This window comes from Actinomadura madurae, from assembly GCF_900115095.1.
GTDB classification, from domain to species: Bacteria; Actinomycetota; Actinomycetes; order Streptosporangiales; family Streptosporangiaceae; genus Spirillospora; species Spirillospora madurae.
In genome coordinates, this window is the sequence record NZ_FOVH01000001.1 from 1,207,950 (window position 1) to 1,225,823 (window position 17,874).

At 71.3% G+C, this 17,874-nt stretch carries 11 protein-coding genes and 1 tRNA gene; 9 read left to right on the forward strand and 3 right to left on the reverse strand.

What is annotated here, in order from left to right:
* Window positions 1-60 precede the first annotated feature (60 nt).
* Both BM339_RS05760 and BM339_RS05765 read right to left on the reverse strand, forming a co-directional pair.
* Window positions 61-855: an IclR family transcriptional regulator gene (locus BM339_RS05760; protein ID WP_021593045.1), complete on the reverse strand. Its 795-nt coding sequence runs from the start codon at window positions 853-855 to the stop codon at window positions 61-63.
* Between the two features lie 394 nt (window positions 856-1,249).
* Window positions 1,250-1,322, reverse strand: a tRNA-Leu gene (locus tag BM339_RS05765).
* Between the two features lie 679 nt (window positions 1,323-2,001).
* Here BM339_RS05765 and BM339_RS05770 point away from each other — a divergent pair.
* From BM339_RS05770 to BM339_RS05800, 7 genes are all read left to right on the forward strand, one after another.
* A complete protein-coding gene (locus tag BM339_RS05770) occupies window positions 2,002-5,091 on the forward strand; it encodes an AfsR/SARP family transcriptional regulator (protein ID WP_075020090.1) in 3,090 nt (1,029 codons plus the stop codon).
* A 348-nt stretch (window positions 5,092-5,439) separates the two neighbouring features.
* A complete protein-coding gene (locus tag BM339_RS05775) occupies window positions 5,440-6,570 on the forward strand; it encodes a prephenate dehydrogenase (RefSeq protein ID WP_256255222.1) in 1,131 nt (376 codons plus the stop codon).
* Window positions 6,571-6,747: 177 nt separating this feature from the next.
* The gene (locus tag BM339_RS05780) at window positions 6,748-7,452 is read left to right on the forward strand and encodes a class I SAM-dependent methyltransferase (protein ID WP_075020091.1); all 705 of its coding nucleotides are present in this window, start codon (window positions 6,748-6,750) and stop codon (window positions 7,450-7,452) included.
* A 77-nt stretch (window positions 7,453-7,529) separates the two neighbouring features.
* Window positions 7,530-8,774: a threonine synthase gene (gene thrC / locus BM339_RS05785; protein ID WP_083597276.1), complete on the forward strand. Its 1,245-nt coding sequence runs from the start codon at window positions 7,530-7,532 to the stop codon at window positions 8,772-8,774.
* Window positions 8,775-8,884: 110 nt separating this feature from the next.
* Complete coding sequence (dpgD, locus tag BM339_RS05790) at window positions 8,885-9,706, forward strand: enoyl-CoA-hydratase DpgD (RefSeq protein ID WP_052357648.1); 822 nt, start codon at window positions 8,885-8,887, stop codon at window positions 9,704-9,706.
* Between the two features lie 101 nt (window positions 9,707-9,807).
* Window positions 9,808-11,571 (forward strand): fatty acyl-AMP ligase, encoded by a 1,764-nt coding sequence (locus BM339_RS05795; RefSeq protein ID WP_075020093.1) that lies wholly within the window; start codon window positions 9,808-9,810, stop codon window positions 11,569-11,571.
* A 13-nt stretch (window positions 11,572-11,584) separates the two neighbouring features.
* A complete protein-coding gene (locus BM339_RS05800) occupies window positions 11,585-11,854 on the forward strand; it encodes an acyl carrier protein (protein ID WP_052357646.1) in 270 nt (89 codons plus the stop codon).
* 130 nt (window positions 11,855-11,984) lie between these two features.
* Here BM339_RS05800 and BM339_RS05805 read toward each other — a convergent pair whose 3' ends face one another.
* Window positions 11,985-13,481: a tryptophan 7-halogenase gene (locus BM339_RS05805; RefSeq protein ID WP_075020094.1), complete on the reverse strand. Its 1,497-nt coding sequence runs from the start codon at window positions 13,479-13,481 to the stop codon at window positions 11,985-11,987.
* 407 nt (window positions 13,482-13,888) lie between these two features.
* On the opposite strand from BM339_RS05805, the gene BM339_RS05810 reads away from it, so the two are divergent.
* Complete coding sequence (locus BM339_RS05810; RefSeq protein ID WP_024935673.1) at window positions 13,889-14,107, forward strand: MbtH family protein; 219 nt, start codon at window positions 13,889-13,891, stop codon at window positions 14,105-14,107.
* Window positions 14,108-14,144: 37 nt separating this feature from the next.
* Window positions 14,145-17,874 (forward strand): non-ribosomal peptide synthetase (locus BM339_RS05815; protein WP_143118280.1); only part of this gene is annotated, 3,730 nt, incomplete at its 3' end.

Consider the following 17,874-nt stretch of genomic DNA (forward strand, 5'->3'; position numbering starts at 1 on the left):
TCTGGCCAGGTCACACCCCCCGGCCGACGGACTGAGGGTCGCTCCCCATCGCCGCGGCGACTACCCGCCTTTCCGCATATCGGAAGAGGAGTGTGGACCGGTCCGGCCCCGGGGCGCTCCCAGCGCCCGCGAGATCCCCCGAGCGCTGGCCTGGACCAGATGCGGCACGCTCGGGCCGTTGAACTCCTCGTAGGGCAGGATGAGCGAGAGGGCCGCGACGACGCCGCCGGCGGGGCCATGGATCGGCGCGGCCACCGAGGAGTACTTCGGGTTGATCTGCCGGTCGCTGATCGCGTACCCGGACCGCCGGACGCCGGCGAGCAGCCTGCGCAGCTCGCCGGCGCTCGTGCAGGTGTGCGGGGTGTACCTCGCGAGCGGCCCGCCGATGACCTGCTCTTGCATGTCCAGCGGGGCGTGCGCGAGCAGCACCAGCCCGACCGCGGTGGCGTGCATCGCGTAGCGCCCGCCCACGCGGGGCCGGTCGCCGGCCACCTCGGGGCTGACGAACCGCTCGACGAACACGACCTGGTCCTGCTCCCGCACGGCGAGGTGCACGCCGCGGTGCGTCGTCTCGAAGAGATCCTGCATGAACGGCAGAGCGACGCGCTGCAGGCCCACGGACCGCGGCGCGAGAGAGGCCGCCTCCCACAGCCGCAGCCCGATCCGGTAGGCACCGGAGTCGTCGCGTTCGAGCGCGCCCCACTCGTGCAGTTCCCCCACGATGCGATGGGTGGTGGTGAGCGGGACGCCGGACCGCCGGCTGATCTCCGAGAGGCTCAGCCCGTCCGCGGCGTCCTCGAAGACGTCCAGGATGCGCAGCGCACGGCGGAGAACGGACCGACGCTCCTTCGGCATCCTCACCGCCTCGTCCGCTGCCCGGCTCGCGATCGCCTCACCACGTCTGAGCAGGTCAGAGGACTGGTTCTGGGGGGCGGCCCAGCCGGACCGTCATTGTAGGCCACACCACCAGCACCGCGCCGTGCCCGGCCCAGACGTTTCCGCTGCCCGCTTTTGGCGTCATCGATGATTCCGAGGGCATTAACGGCCGCCTGGTAATCCGGCGCGCTCCAGGATGAGCCTCACCGCACATCACCGCTGCGGCACGAATCGTTTCCACCGTGCCGGTGGGCCGTTGCATACCGGACCTGATGGCCGACGAACGTTCCGGGATTCCCAGCGGACGGGTGCGCCTCGCTGGCGCGTTCGTCGTCCGGACGAGCCGTTCGGTGGCCGTGCTGAAAGAAATGGGTACCCCCGGTCGGAGTCGAACCGACAAATGGTCCCTTTTAAGGAGACTGCCTCTGCCATTGGGCTACGGGGGCCGGTGCGGACTCGACTTTAAGGTCGCCGACGATAGGCGTCCACGCGTGTTCGTTGAACACGGTGCGCATGTGCGGGAAAGTGGGGCGGCGCGCTGTGTCCAGGTGCCGCGACCGCTCACCTGAACCGGCGGCCGTCTCCGGTGACGCAGGAGTTCACAGCCTGTCGGCCGTGGCGGCCGTGGTGGGTCCCCGGGTGGCCGGCGGTGGCGCGGGGGGCGGTACTCGGGGGCCGGACGCCCGTGCGCGGAGTACGGCCGAATCGGCACGAGTAAGGGGGTGAGGACCGCCTATGGGTTGTGCTACGTTCAAATACGGAGATCATCTAGATCGCCGAGGGTACGGGACCTGTGAAATCGCAGGGAAGGAACCTCTTGTCGTGCGCGAGCTCCCCGCCAAGTGGTCTTCGACAATTGCATTTCTGGTGTACGCGTAAGTCTTGTTGCTGTTCGCGACCCGCGGTCCGCGGTCGCTCCCAAACGTGGATCGGACTGCTCATGTGCTCCTGTGTTCTCTCTGCGGCCGGAGCCGGGGCGCGCCCGAGTGTTGCGCGAATCGGCTCACCGGGCGTGTCCGGGATGTTCTTATGCGTTCTCACCCCGCGTGTTGTTCGCGTTCGCTGCTTCGCTGAGACGGCTGTGGCGGGCGACTTCTGGTCGATGGTCGACGGGGATGTCGAGGCGTGGGTGCAGAGGGTGTCTTCTTCCGGGTCCTGGGGCCGCTCGCCGTCAGTGTGGACGGCGACGAGGTGGCCCCGCCGAGTTCTCCGGTCCTCCGGGGGCTGCTGGGCGTGCTCGTCCTGGCGCGGGGCGAGCCGCTGGCCACCGGCCGGCTCGCCGAGCTCGTCTGGACCGACCGGGTCCGGGAGACGAGCCGCGAATCGGTGCACGTCGGGGTGTCGCGGCTGCGCAAATGGGCGGCGTCCCTCCACACCGGGCGGCCGGATCGGATCGAGGTCAGCTACCGGAACGGGTATCTGCTGCACTGCCCGGCGGACCGGTCCGATCTCGGCCGGTTCCTGACGCTCGCCGACGAGGCGCGCTCCCTGTCCGCGCCCGAGCGGAGGTACCGGGCGCTCACGGCCGCGTTCGCCGAGCGCAAGGGGCCGTTGCTGGCCGGCCTCTCCCGGATCGACCGGACGGACACGCTGGTCCGCGGTCTTGAGGACCAGATCCGCGAGGCGGCGATGGCCCTCGCCGCCGCGGCCCTGGAGTCGGGCGACCCCGAGGGGGCGGTCGGCGCCGTCGGCGCGCTGATCGAGGAGCTCCCCTTCGACGAGCCCTTGCACGCCGCGCTGATCGACCTGCTGACGGCGAGCGGGCGCCCGGCGGAGGCCCTGCAGATCTACCGGCGGCTCAGCGAGCGGCTCACCGACGATCTGGGCGTCGAGCCGAGCCGGGACGTTCAGCGCGCGCACATGCGCGTCCTGTCGGCCGACGGCACGATCGATGAGCCGGGCACGGCGGCCGCCCCTCCGGGGGCCCCGCCGCCCGCCCAGCTCCCGCCCGACATCCCCGACTTCGCCGGCCGGACGGCCGAGGTGGCGGAGCTGGTCGAGAGCCTCGTCGGGACCGCGGGGGTCTCCCGGCCGCGGGCGGTGGCCGTCACCACGATCTCGGGGCTGGGCGGGGTCGGCAAGACCACGGTCGCCGTGCACGTCGCCCACCGGGTCGCGGATGCCTTCCCGGACGGGCAGCTGTACGTGGACCTGCACGGAGACTCGGCCAAGCCCGCCGAGCCGGCCGAGCTGCTCGGCCGCTTCCTGCGCACGCTCGGCATGTCCGGCGCGGGCATCCCCCCGTCCCTGGACGAGCGGGTGGCGCTGTACCGGAGCCGGCTGGCCGGCAGAAGGATCCTGGTCGTGCTCGACAACGCCGCCGACGAGTCCCAGGTGCGGCCGCTGCTGCCGGGCACGCCGGACGCGGCCGTCCTCGTCACCAGCCGCAACCGGCTGATCGGCCTGGAGGGCGCGAGGCTGCTGAACCTCGACGTCCTGCCGTCCGCGCAGGCGGTGGAGCTGATCACCAACATCGTGGGGGAGCGGCGGGTCGCGGCCGAGCCGGACGTCGTGGCCGAGATCGCGCGGCTGTGCGGGCACATGCCGCTGGCGGTGCGCATCGCCGCGGCCCGGCTGGTGGGCCGCGACCACTGGAGGCCGTCGCACCTGGCCGACGTCCTGCGCGAGGAGCGGCGCCGGCTCGACGAACTGGTGGCCGGCGATCTCGAGGTGCGGGCCGGGTTCGAGATGAGCTACCGGCTGCTCCCCGCCCCGGCCCGGCGCGCGTTCCAGCTGATCGGGCTGCTGGACGCGCCCGACTTCGCGAGCTGGACGGTCGCCGCGCTGGCGGACCTGCCGCCGCCCGCGGCGCGGCACCATCTCGAAACGCTGGTGGACGCGCACCTCGTGGGGGTCGCCGGGGTGGACGAGACGGGGGAGCTGAGATACCGGCTGCACGACCTGCTCCGGTTGTACGCGCGCGAGCTGGCCGAACGCGACATCCCGGAGGAGGAGCGCGCCTCGGCGCTGCGGCGCGCACTGGGCGGGTGGCTGGCGCTCGCCGAGGAGGCGGCGGAGCGGGTGCCGGGGCCCTGCTACGCCCTCATGCACGGACCGGTCCCGCGGTTCCCGCCGCCGTCCCCGGAGCGGAGCCGGCTGCTGGCCGATCCGATGCACTGGTTCGGCGCGGAGCGGGCGGCGCTGGTCGCGGCGGCCGTGCAGGCCGCCGACCTGGGGTTCACCGAGTACGCGTGGGACCTGGCGGCCTCCCTGGAGCGGTACTGCGATGTCCGCGGCCTGTACGACGACTGGCGCCGCATGCACGAGCGGGTGCTGGAGCTGTGCCAGGAGACCGGTGCCAGGCGGGGTGAGGCGGTGGTGCTGCGCGGGCTGCTGGAGGTCCTTACCTGGACGTCCCCGGTCGGGCCGGGCCCGGCGATGATCCGGATGCGAACGATGGCCGCGCGGGTCCTCGACCTCTTCACCGAGCTGGGCGACGCGGCCGGGACGGTCGACGCGATGGTGGCGATGGTCTGGGGCCGGGTGGCCGACGGCGAGGACGGCGAGGCGCTGGAACTGGCGGAGCGTGCTCTGCGCGTCGCGCGGGAGGCGGGCTACGTCGCCGGGGAGGCCCGTGCCCTCCACGTCACGGCGGTCGTGCACGGTGAGGGCGACCCGCAGAGCGCTCTGGAGTGCCTGGAGCAGGCGCTCGTGGTGGCCGAGGAACTGGGCAACCCGCGGTTCGTCGCGACGATCGTGCAGTTCCTCGGGGCCGCCCGCGCCCTGTGCGGTGACATCGAGGCGGGCAGGAGGCTGCTGGACGAGTCGATCGTGATGGCGCGGGATCTGGACGACCGCTATGTGGAGGCGTTCTCGCTGCTCTACCTCGCCAAGCTCTTCGTCGCGACCGGGGACGCGCAGGCCAGGCCGACGCTGGAACGGCTGCTGTCGTTCAGCCTGGCGGGCAATTTCCGCCACCACCTGGCCGACGGGCTCGGCGTGCTCGGCGAGTTGAACATGGCGGAGGGGGACCTTCTGGGCGCCGTCGCGTGCCTGGAGCGTTCGGTGGAGGTGTGGCGCACGCGCGGATGGGTTCCGTATCTGGCGCGGGCCCTGCGCATCCTCGGGAACGCACGCGATGCCGCCGGCGACCGCGACGCGGCCCTGGCCGCCTGGGCGGAGGCGCGCGAGCTGTTCGTCCGCATCGGCGATGCGGACGGCCGCTCCTCCGTCGATGAGCGCCTCCGCGGAGCGCGCGGCACGGCGCGCTCCTGACGGCGGACGCCGGCGGCGGCCAGGACGCGGGCGCCGGCACAGGGACGGGCTTTCCTGGTGGAGCCTTCTTCACTGGTGGAGAAGGCTCTTACGTGCGGTGAAGGGAGGCGTTTTGGAGTAGTTATAGTGCCCGGCTTCGAAAGTCTGGATTTCCGGTGAGCGGCCGTCGCCTCCCCTATCTGACCTCGCGATCCTTCAGGAATGCCTAAACGGCGTCAAGGGTGGATGATGCGGGGGCGGTGCGGCATGAAGGTGTTCAAACGCCGCGCGGGCACGGTTGAACGGTGCTGCGGCTATTGTCGCCGACCACGTCCGGCGAGATTGGCACCAATGAGGTGGCGCGTGAATATCCCCATCATCGGTCACGACGGGCGACGCGCTCCGGACGGTGAGCGGCTCGGGCCGGCGCTCAAGCGGATCACGGTCATCGGGACCGGGCTGATCGGGACCTCCATCGCGCTGGCCATGCGGCGGGTCGGCGCGGAGGTCCTGCTGATCGACCGGGATCCGGCGGTCGCCGGGCTCGCCGCGGAGCTGGGGGCCGGAGCCCCGTGGAGCGGCGAGTCGGCCGACGTCGCCGTGCTGGCCGTGCCGCCCTCGGCGGTCGCGAGGACCCTGCTGGACGCTCAGGAGCGCGGCCTGGCCGCGGCGTACACCGATGTGGCGAGCGTCAAGGTCCCGCCGTTGGCCGAGGCGGCCCGGCTGGGCTGCGACCTGCGGGTCTTCGTCGGCGGGCACCCGCTGGGAGGGAGCGAGCGGTCCGGCCCGCTCGCCGCCCGGCCCGAGCTCTTCGACGGCCGCCCCTGGGCGCTGTGCCCCGCGGAGGGCGCCGACCCCGCGGCCGTGGAGGCCGTGACCAGCCTCGTCACCGGGTGCGGCGCCACCCCGGTCCGCATCGACGCCGCCGGGCACGACCGGGCGATGGCGCTCGTCTCGCACGCGCCGCACGTGGTGTCGTCCGCGATGGCGGCCCGCTTCGCCGACGCACCGGAGGGCATGGTCGGCCTCGCGGGGCAGGGCGCCCGCGACGTCACCCGTATCGCCGGCGGGGCGCCGGCGCTCTGGCAGGAGATCCTGGCGGCCAATGCCGGCCCGGTCGCCGACGTGATCGAGGCGGTGTCGGACGACCTGGCCAGGGTCGCCTCCGCGCTGCGGGCGCGCGCCGGCGGGGAGCCGGCGGTGGCCGGGCTGCTGACACGGGGCGTCACCGGCCGCGACCGGATTCCGGTCAAGCGCGGCGGATCGGCCGGTCGGCTCACGACCGTCACCGTCCTCGTCGCCGACCGCCCCGGCGAGCTCGCCCTCATCCTCCAGGCCGCCGGGGTCGCGGGGATCAACATCGAGGACGTCTCGATCGAGCATCTGCAGGGCCGGCCGGTCGGCGTGGCAGAACTGTCGGTGGACCCGGAATCGGCTCCGCGCCTGATCGCCGAACTTCGAGACCGCGGATGGTCTCTGCCTGATCCGCCCGGACGGTGACGGCGCGATGGCCGAGAAAGAATTCGCCCACTCAGCGATGCCACAGAGTTCCATTGGCGGAGGGAAAGGCTTGTGTTCAACTGACGCGTTGCCGTGGTTGGACATCCGGTGCAGCATGCTTCGATGTGTGCCGCTGAGATACCACTCTCCACCAGTGAGGACCGTTACCGTTCGGTGTTGGCCAATCAGAGCCGGGGCTCCACGCTCCAGTCCATCTACCGGGAGATCCTGGGCGGCGATTACCCCGCCGAGGTGGAGCCCTTCGGTTTCGTCACTCTGAGCGACCTGCGCCTGCTGGCGGAGACCCTGGCGCAGTCGGGCACGACACGGCTGCTCGACGTCGGCTGCGGCCGTGGCGGCCCCGGTCTCTGGATCGCGCGCGAGCTCGATGTCCCCCTGGTCGGCGTGGACATCATCGCCGAGGCGGTGGCCGCCGCGTCGGATCGGGCGGCGGGCTTCGGCATGGCGTCCCGGGCCGGCTTCCACGTGGCCAGCGCCACGGACACCGGCCTGCCCGCCGGAGGCTTCGACGGAGCGGTCAGTGTCGACGCGCTGTGGATGGTGCACGACAAGTCGGGCGCGTTCCGCGAGCTGGCACGGGTGCTCCGTCCCGGAGGCCGGCTGGTGTTCACCAGCTGGGAACCTGTTCACCTGCCTTATGATTTCTTTCTCGAAAGAGCCGGATTCACCGACATCACCAAGCGTCCCACCGGTTCGCGGGACCGGGAGATCGCCGTGCACGAGGCCATCCTGCGCAATTGGGAGGCGATCTCCGAGGAACTCGGTGAAGAGGCCGCCAAGGTGCTCAGGGCAGAGGCGACGCACACCCCGGCCCTGTTGGACGAAAATCCGCGGGTCGTCATTTCGGCCGTCCGCCGCTGACGGCTTCATAGTCGCTCCTTGACGGTTTGCGCGCGGGTCGGTTGTAATGCCCGGAAGCCGCTTTTCGAAGGAGAATCATGCCGCTGAACGCCGATTTCGTCATGAACAAAGAAGTTCTGGTCTGTCGACGGCATGGTGTGGCCGCGAATCCAGAGGTTCCTTGGCTGTGCGGTGAATGCAGCACGACCCTCAGCCCGCCGATCGACGACGTCGTGATGGATGCCGAAGCCTTGCGCGAGAGGCCCAGGAATATATACAGGATGCGCGAGCTACTGCCGGTCGGGCCTCTGCCGACCATCGGCCTCCATACTGGATGGACGCCACTTGTTCACGCGCGTCGACTGGGCGGCCTCATCGGTCTCGAGAATCTCTACCTCAAGCTCGACTGCTATAACTGGCCATCCTTCTCGTACAAAGATCGAGTCGTCGCCATGGCCCTTCAGTATGCGTTCGAACGAGGCGCGTCGACCGTCGCCTGCGTTTCCACGGGCAACGTCGGCAACTCGCTGGCCTCGCTCGCCGCCGCGGCGAACATGCGCGCCGTCGTCTTCTACCCCGACGGCATCGAGCCGGCCAAGAACGTCGTGAGCTCGGTCCATGGCGCCGAGATCTTCCAGCTGCAGGGGACGTTCGACCAGGTGAACGCGATCTGCCGGGAGCTCGCCCTCAAGGGGGTGGTGCCCTTCGTCAACCTGGACCTGCGCCCGTTCTATGCCGAGGGCGCCAAGACGATCGCCTACGAAGTGGTCGAACAGCTCGGCTGGCGGCAGCCGTCCAACGTGATCGTGCCTGTGGCGGGAGCGACGCTGCTCACCCGGATAGCCCATGGTTTCGAGGAGATGAGCCGCCTCGGCATGACGGCCGCCGGCGGCGGGCCGCGCATCCATGCCGCGCAGGCCGCCGGATGCGCTCCGGTCGCGGACGCGTTCGAGCACGGAGAATCCGCGGTGCGGCCCTGTGTCCCCGACACGCTGGCGAAGTCGCTCGCCATCGGCAACCCCACCGATGGAAAGGTGGCCCTGGATCTGATCGGCAGGTCCAACGGATCGGCTTCCGCCATTTCCGACGAGGAGATCGTCGAAAGCATCGGGCTGCTCGCCTCGACGGAGGGCGTGTTCACCGAGCCCGCCGGTGGCGTCGTGGTCGCGACGGCGAGGCGACTGGCCAGAGCAGGGATCATCTCCCCGGAGGAGTCGGTGGTGGCCGTGATCTCCGGGAACGGGCTCAAGGCCCAGGAGGTGGTCGCCTCCTCCGTTGAGCGCGTGACCCGGCTCCCGGCGGACGCCGACACCGTCAGCGGCGCGCTCATCGACGCACTGTAAGGCCCCGAGGCCGGTGCGGACGTCGCGAGGGACCTGGTCGGCGGGCGATCCCCGCGGGCCCGTCCAAGTGGCGCAACGACGCAGTTGACCGTTTCGGAAGGGGCGTCGCAATGACCGCTCTGGGGTCCTCACGCGAGGACCGTGCTCGGGTGCGCTACGAGAAGCGCGGGCACGTCGCGTATGTGACCCTCGACCGGCCCGAGGTGCTCAATGCCATGGACCTGCGCACGCACGAGGAACTGGGCGCCGTGTGGGACGACGTGGAGGCCGATGACGGTGTGCGGGTCGCCGTTCTGACGGGGGCGGGCGACCGGGCCTTCTCGGCCGGGCAGGATCTCAAGGAGCGGGCCAGGCTGACCGAGGAGGGCGTGGCGCCCACCACCTTCGGGAGCCGGGGGCAGCCCGGGTGGCCCCGGCTGACCGAGCGGTTCACGCTGTCGAAGCCGGTGATCGCACGGGTGCACGGATACGCCGTGGGTGGCGGTTTCGAACTGGCGCTGGCCTGTGACCTGATCATCGCGTCGGAGGAGGCGGTCTTCGCGCTGCCCGAGGCGACGCTCGGCCTGGTCCCGGGGGCCGGCGGCGCGTTCAGGCTGGCCCGGCAGCTGCCACTGAAGATCGCGATGGGATACCTGCTCACCGGCCGGCGCATGACCGCCGCGACGGCGCTGCGGTACGGCCTGGTCAACGAGGTCGTGCCCTACGCGGATCTGGACCGGTGCGTCGCGGAATGGACGGACGGCATCGCCGGCAGCGCACCGCTCTCCGTGCGGGCCCTCAAGGAGAGCGTTCTCCGATCGGTTGACATGCCCCTCGAAAAGGCATTCTCGTCCAGTTATGTCTGGGAGGAACGCCGCAGGCGCAGCCGCGACGCGGCGGAAGGCGTGCGGGCGTTCACGGAAAAGCGCGACCCGGTGTGGTCCGGCGATTAGCCGACGAATGGCGGTGCATTCAGGGCCGCGGTTGAACGCATTGAGCGGTGTCGCGATTCCATGTCAAAGTGCTGGAGCCCAGAAGGAAAGCCGGTGCGTTCATGCTGAATTTCGATGGATACCGGAATGTCGCCGAGGCGTTCGCCGGACGGGTCGCCGAGCACCCGGACCGGATGGCGCTGTCCATCGTCCGGGGCCCCGCCGCCGAGGACCACGAGATCCTCACCTACGCCGAGCTCGGCCGCCGCGCCAGGGTGCGGGCGGCCGGGCTCGCCGGGCGGCTGGCCCCCGGGGACCGAGTGGTCATCGCGCTGCCGACCTGCACCGAGTACGTCGAGACCTACCTCGCGTGCCTGTTCGCCGGCCTCGTGGCGGTGCCGGTCCCGGCGCCCGGCCAGTCGCGCGCCGACACCCGGCTCACCGCGATCATCGGAGACTGCGCGCCGCGTCTCGTCGTCACCACGAAGGACGACCGGGAGCCGCTCGCCGCCCGGCTCAGAGATCACGGGCTCGGGCAGGTGCCGGTCGAGGACGTGGGAGAGGCCGGACCAGGGGAGCCGCCCGCGGGGCCGCTCCACCGTCCCGGCCCTGACACGCTCGCGGTCCTCCAGTACAGCTCGGGCTCCACGGCGACCCCGAAAGGGGTGATGCTCGGCCACGGCAACATCCTCGCCGACATGGGCGCGATCCGCGCCGGCACCGGGGCGGGCGCCGAGGACTCGATCGGCTCCTGGCTGCCCCTCCACCACGACATGGGCCTGTTCCTCCATCTCACGGCGGGCCTGATGTTCGGCAATCCCATCGCGCTGATGCCCGCCACGGCCTTCGTCAGGCGCCCCCTGGAGTGGCTCCGGATGATGGAGCGGTACGCGAGCACGATCACCGGGGGCCCCAACTTCGCCTTCGAGCTGTGCACCCGCCTCATCCGGGACGACGATCTCGACACGCTCGACCTGTCCCGGCTGCGCATCATCCACAACGGCTCCGAGCCGATCCACGCGCCCACCCTGGCGGCGTTCGCCAAGCGCTTCGCGCGCACCGGGCTGCGGCCCGAGGCGTTCGCGGCGGCGTACGGGATGGCGGAGGCCACGGTGTTCGTGACGTCCACCCCGCCCAGCGCGCCGCCGACCGTCCTCGTCGCCGACCGGGACCGCCTGGAGTCCGCCGAAGCCCCGGCGCTCGTCGCGACGGCCCGTGGCACGGGCAGGGAGATCGTGGGCGTCGGCGCGCCGCCCGGCGGCTTCGACACCCGGATCGTCGACCCGCGGACCCGCCGCCGGCTGCCCGGCGGCGCCGTGGGCGAGATCTGGCTGCGCGGCGCCCCCATGGGGCGCGGCTACTGGAACAGGCCCGAACTCAGGGCCGAGGTCTTCGAGGCGCGTCTCGCCGATGAGGACGCCGGTCCGGCGGGCCCCGGATGGCTGCGCACGGGCGATCTGGGCGCCGTGGTGAACGGCGAGCTGTTCGTCACCGGACGGCTCAAGGAGATGATGATCGTCTACGGCCGCAACATCTATCCGCAGGACGTCGAGCAGGCGGCGCGCGGCGACCAGCCGGCGCTCGCGGGGCTCGTCGGCGCGGCCTTCGGGGTCTCCGAGCCCGACGAGCGGATCGTGCTCGTGCACGAGGTCGCCCCCGGAACGCCGGCGGCCGAGCTGCCCGCGGTCGCGGCGGACGTGTCGCGCCGGCTCACGGTGGAGCTGGGGGTGCCGGTGCGGAACGTCGTCCTGGTGCGGCGCGGCACGGTGGGCCGGACGACCAGCGGCAAGATCCAGCGGGTCGAGACGCGCGCGAGGTTCCTCGCCGGCGAGATCGCGCCGCTGTACGCGGAGCTGGAGCCCGATGTGCGAGGCATCACGGGCTGAGAAGGGAGACCACGTGACCGAGACCGATGTGACCGATGCGCCGTGGACGCCGGCGGGTGTCCGCTCCTGGCTGGTCGAGCACCTCGCCCTCCATCTCAGGGTGCCCGAGGCCGAGATCGATCCCGACGCGTCGCTCACCGGCGGCGGCCTGGACTCCGTTCACGCGCACACGCTCTGCGCCGACATCGAGGACGCGCTGGGCGTGTACATCGAGCCGCCCCAGCTTTGGGAGGCCGACACCGTCAACCGGCTCACCGCCTACCTCGTCGAGCGGACGAACTGAGCCGAGGGGAAGAGCGCCGGCGGAGGGGAGCCGTCCGACCGGTGCCCGGCCGTGCGCCGGGCACCGGTGCCGTTCTCCAGAGCGCATCCCGGACGACCGTGACGCCGTCCGGGACTTGGGGCGGCCCCGGTCACGTCTCCTCGGCCCGCACCCAGAACATGCCGTCGGCCGAGGAGACCAGGCCGCTGTCGAACATCGGCGTCTCGGCCCCGGCTTCCTCCCGCAGGTGTGCGCGCGTCTGGACCACCGCGCCCTCCCGCACCGCCTCGCGGACCAGGGAGGCCCGGAACAGGGGCATCATGCTGCCCCTCGTGCCCCTGCCGACCTCGTCGACCGCGTCGGCGAACTCCTTCGACCTCGACTGGAAACGCCGCGCCACGCCGGACGCGTCGGCGAGGGCGGACTCTCCGGAGGACACACCGGCGATCAGGTCGATGAACGACTCCAGTTCGGTGTGGGTGCTCTTGGTGACCTTCTTCGCCGACCAGAAGTACGACGTCTCGCTCACGTGCATGTCGTAGAAGGACATCAGGAACTCGTAGAACACGCCGTACTCGCGCCGGTACCTCGCCTCGAACTCCTCGAAGGCGACCCGCTCGTCCACGATGCCGGCCATCACGCTGTTGATCGAGCGCGCGGCCAGCAGGGCGCTGTAGGTGGCCAGATGGACGCCCGAGGAGAACACCGGGTCGATGAAGCAGGCGGCGTCGCCCACGAGCACCATGCCGGGTCGCGAGAACGCCGTGTGGTGGTAGGAGTAGTCCTTGCGGACCCGGAGCTTCCCGTACTGGCCGGTGGTGACGCGCTTGGCCGACGAGAGGTAGTCGCTGATCATCGGGCACTCCTCGATGAGCGCCTCGAGCGCGCGCTCCGGATCCCCCTGGATCTTGCTCGCCATGTCGCGCCGGACGACGGCGCCGACGCTGGTCAGCGTGTCGCTGAGCGGGATGTACCAGAACCAGCCGCTGTCGAACGCCGCGGACAGGATGTTCCCCGAGTTGGGCGCGGGAAGGCGCTTGCCGCCCTCGTAGTAGCCGAACAGCGCGACATTTCGGAAGAACTCGGAGTACTTTCGCGATCCGCCGACATGCCGGTTGATGCGGCTCCCGTTTCCCGACGCGTCGACGACGAACCGGGCGCGGGCCTCGCGGCCGGTGCCGCCGGCGTCGGTATAGGAGACCCCGCGAACCCGCTCCTCGTCGGCGATCACGTTGGTGACGCAGCATTGTTCCCGTACGTCGACGCCCACGCGGCGGGCGTTGTCGAGCAGGATCTGGTCGAACCTGCTCCGCTCGACCTGGTAGGCGAAGGACGTCGGCGCGGCCATCTTCGGCGAGAGGGAGAAGGAGACCGTCCACGGCTCCGGATTGGCGCCCCATCTGAGCGTGCCGCCCCGCTTCACCATGAAGCCGGCCTTGGCCAGCTCGTCCGCCACTCCGAGGAGCACGCACACGCCCTGCACCGTGCCCGGAAGCAGGGACTCGCCGATCTGGTACCGCGGGAACCTCTCCTTCTCCAAGAGAAGGACCCGATGCCCCTGCATCGCCACGAGCGCGGCCAGAGCAGAGCCGCCGGGACCGCCGCCCACGACGACGACATCGAATTCTTCGACAGTTCCAGAACTCATCGGACACCCTTCTCGCACGGACGGTTCAGGGGCGCATGACCACGGCCCGCAGCCGGTGCGCCCCGTCGATCACCTGCTGCGCGGCCCGATGCTTTTCCGTTGAAGCACGAGCTGCCTGAATGAAACATTCTCAATGGACCGCGAGGAAACCGGTGATCGGTCCATTCGGTCAGGCGTCCGCTGATCAACAACGTGCGTTCGGGCCGGATCCTAGCGTGGGTTCATCGCTGTTTGCCCGGCGCGCTCGAACGCGCCTCCGCGGCGGGTGCCCAACTGGGGCGGTGCGCCGGTTGAACACCCGTGCCGCGTTCAACCGGCGGCTGGCGAACCCGTTTGACCATGCGGCATGTTGATCGTTAGTCATTTGTCCGGCATGGACTCTCAAGGCCCGGTGAAGGGACAGCACGGTGACGAATCCTTTTGAAGACCCCGATGCCATGTACCTGGTTCTCGTCAACGACGAGAACCAGCACTCGCTCTGGCCGGTATTCATCGACGTGCCGGACGGCTGGAAAACGGTGTTCGGGGAGGCCGGCCGGCAGGAATGCCTCGACTACATAGAGAAGTCCTGGACGGACATGCGGCCCAAGAGCCTGATCGAGGCCATGGAGAAGATGGAGAAGTAGAAGCCCTGATCGGTCGGGAAAGGCTGTCGTGGAACGCGTGCTTCATGATCTCATGGCCGGCCAGCTGGATATCTGGCGGGCCCAGCAGTTCGCACCCGAGAATCCGGCGTACAACATCGCCGAGTATCTGGAGATTCGCGGCGATCTCGAGGTAGGGCTCTTCGCCGAGGCGCTGCGGCGCGCCGCGGCCGAGGCCGACGCCCTCCGCCTCCGCTTCCGCGTGGTGGACGGTGTTCCGAAGCAGTACGTCGACGCCTCGGCCGAGCACGCGGTCCCCGTCATCGACGTCAGCGGCCGGCCCGACCCGGCGGCGGCCGCCGACGCGTGGATGCGGCAGGACGTGCGCACGCCCGCCGATCTCACCGGCGGCCCGCTGTTCACGCACGCGGTCTTCGTCCTCGGCCCGGATCACCACCGCTGGTACCACCGGTACCACCACTTGATCATGGACGGCCGGGCCCTCGTGGTCCTCGTCCGAAGGGTCGCCGCCCTCTACGGCGAGCTCACCGGGGGCCCGCCCGCCGCCGACGGGCCGCTGGAGCCGCTGGGCGCGCTCCTGGAGGCGGAACGCGCCTACCGGGCCTCGCCCGACTTCGGCCGCGACCGGGCGTACTGGCTCGGCGTCCTCGCCGACCTCCCCGACGCCCCCGGAGCGCACGGGCGCGGAGGAACCCGGCTGATGGCCCCCCTGGCGCGGCACGCCGGCCACCTCGACGGCGACGCCGCCGAGCGCCTGAGGTCGGCGGCACGCGGGCTGGGGACCGGCCTGACCGAGCTGATGATCGTTTCTGCGGCCGTGCACCAGCACGGCGTCACCGGCGAGCGGGACATCGTCATCGGTCTTCCCGTCCTCAGCCTGCCGGACCGCCGCAGGGTGTTCGCCCCCGCCACGACCGCCAACAACCTGCCGATCCGGCTCCGGATCGACCGTGACACGACCGTCGCGGATCTCGTCCGGCAGACGAACACCGCGGTCCACCGGGGCCTGCGGCACCAGCGCTACCGCTACGAGGACGCTCTCAGGGAGTCGAGGCGCGGCGCTCTCTGCGACCTGTACGTCAACGTGATGGCCTTCGACTACCCGGAGAAGTTCGGGGGCTGCGCCGTCACCGGCCACAACGTTTCCACCGGCGCGATCGACGGCGCCCGCATCGACGTCTACGACCGGCCGGGGGATCCCGGGTTCCGGACCGACGTCGATGTCAACCTCGACGTCCACGAACCCGCCGCCGCCCAGCGCATCCACCGGCGGATCCTGGCCATCGCCGACCGGCTCGCCGCGGTCGCGCCGGCCGAGCGCGCCGGACGGGTGCCCCTCCTGGCCGACGAGGAGCACCGGCGCCTGCTCGTCGACTGGAACGACACCGCGACCGAGGTCCCGGAGACCGACCTCTCCGACATGTTCGCCGAGCGGGTGGCGAGGGCACCGGACGCGGTGGCCGTCGTGTCCGACGAGGCCCGGCTGACGTACGCCGAACTGGACGAGCGGGCGAACCGCCTGGCGCACCACCTCACGAGCCTCGGCATCGGGCCCGAGTCGGTGGTCGCGGTGGCGATGAGCCGTGGCGTCGACCTGATCGTGGCGCTGGTCGCGGTGTGGAAGGCCGGTGCGGCCTACCTGCCGATCGACACCGCCTATCCCGCCGACCGGATCAGGTTCATGCTGGCCGACAGCCATGCCGCGGTGCTGCTCGGCCAGGAGGAGCTCCTCGACGAGCTGCCCGTCAGGAACATCCTGGCGGTCGCCGTCGACTCCCCCCAGGTGCGCGCGGCGCTGGACGCGGCACCCGCGACGGCCCCCGCCGCGGCCCCGAGGCCGGACTGCCTGGCCTACGTGATCTACACCTCCGGCTCCACCGGCAGGCCGAAGGGCGTCATGCTCACCCATGCCGGCGGCGTGAACCTCGCGGCCGCGCAGGCCGAGCGGTGCGGGGTGGACGCGGGCAGCCGCGTGCTGCAGTTCGCCGCGGTCGGGTTCGACGCGGCCACCTCGGACCTGCTGATGGCCCTCTACCCCGGGGCGCGGCTGGTCGTGGCGTCCGCGAGCGAGCTGCTGCCCGGGCCGGGGCTCACCGATGTGATCGCCCGGCACGAGGTCTCGTACGCGACCCTGCCGCCCTCGGCGCTGGCGATGCTGGAGCCCGCCGACGTGCCGTCGGTGGTGACGCTGACGTCGGTGGGCGAGGCCTTGAGCGCCGAGCAGGTGGCGCGCTGGGCGCCGGGCCGCCGGTTCGTGAACGGGTACGGGGCGACCGAGACCACGATCGGCGTCGCGATCTCGGCTCCGCTGGCGGCGGGCGAGGAGCCCGACGTCGGCGGCCCGCTCGCCAACACGCGCGTGTTCGTGCTGGACGCCTTCCTGCGGCCGGTGCCGGCGGGAGTGGCGGGCGAGCTCTACGTCGCCGGGACCGGCCTCGCGCGCGGCTATCTCGGCAGGCCCGGGCTGACCGGTGAACGGTTCGTCGCCTGCCCGTTCGGCGGACCGGGCACCCGGATGTACCGGACCGGGGACCGCGTCCGGTGGACCGGCGACGGACGGCTGGTCTACGTCGGCCGGGCCGACGAGCAGGTGAAGATCCGCGGCTACCGGATCGAACCCGCCGAGGTCGAGGCGGTGATGGCCGCGCACCCCGAGGTCGGCCACGCGGCGGTGATCGTCGCCGAGGACGAGCGGGGCGAGAAACGCCTGGTCGCGTACGTGACGGGGGAGGGCGACGGGCTCGCGGCCTCGGTCCGGGGATTCGCGGCCGAGCGGCTCCCGGACTTCATGGTCCCCTCGGCCGTGGTGGTGCTCGACGCGATCCCGCTCACCCCCAACGGGAAGGTGGACCGCGGTGCCCTGCCCGCGCCCGCGTACACGAGCGCCGCGAGCCGGCCGCCCGCCACGGTGCGGGAGGAGATCCTGTGCGCCGCGTTCGCCAACGTCCTCGGCGTGGACGAGGTCGGTGTGGACGACAACTTCTTCGACCTCGGCGGCCACTCCCTGATGGCGACCGGCCTGATCAGCCGGATCCGGGCGCTTCTCGACGTCGAGATGGACGTCATCGACGTGTTCGAGGCCCCCACGGTCGCCGGCCTCGCGACCCGCATCGCCGGCTCGGAGGCCGGACGCCTCCGGCTGACCGCGGCGGAGCGTCCAGAGCGCGTGCCGCTGTCGTTCAACCAGCGCCGCATGTGGTTCCTCGGGCAGATGGAGGGCCCGAGCCCGACGTACAACGCGCCGCCGCTCGTCATGAACCTCTCCGGCGGGCTCGACCGCTCGGAACTCCACGCCGCGCTGCGGGACGTGATCGGGCGGCACGAGTCGCTGCGGACAGTGTTCCCGGTGGCCGACGGTGAGCCGTACCAGCGGGTCGTGGGCATGGAGGAACTCGTCTGGGACCTGCCGTTCGTCGACGTGGTCGCGACACCCGAATCCTACGAGCGGCTCCGGGGGCTCCAGGATCTCTCCGCGCCCGCCCCTGCGGAGGGCGGCGAAGGACCTCCCGAGCTCAGCGAGGCGGTGCTCGCGGCGGCCCGGCACGCCTTCGATCTGTCGGTCGAGGTGCCGGTGCGGGCGTGGTTGTTCGGTGTGGGGCCGGATGAGCATGTGCTGGTGCTGGTGGTGCATCACATCGCGGGTGATGGCTGGTCGATGGGCCGGTTGGCGCGTGATCTGTCGGTGGCGTATGCGGCGCGGTGTGAGGGCCGGGTGCCGGAGTGGGCGGCGTTGCCGGTGCAGTACGCCGATTACGCGTTGTGGCAGCGGGAGTTGCTGGGGTCGGAGG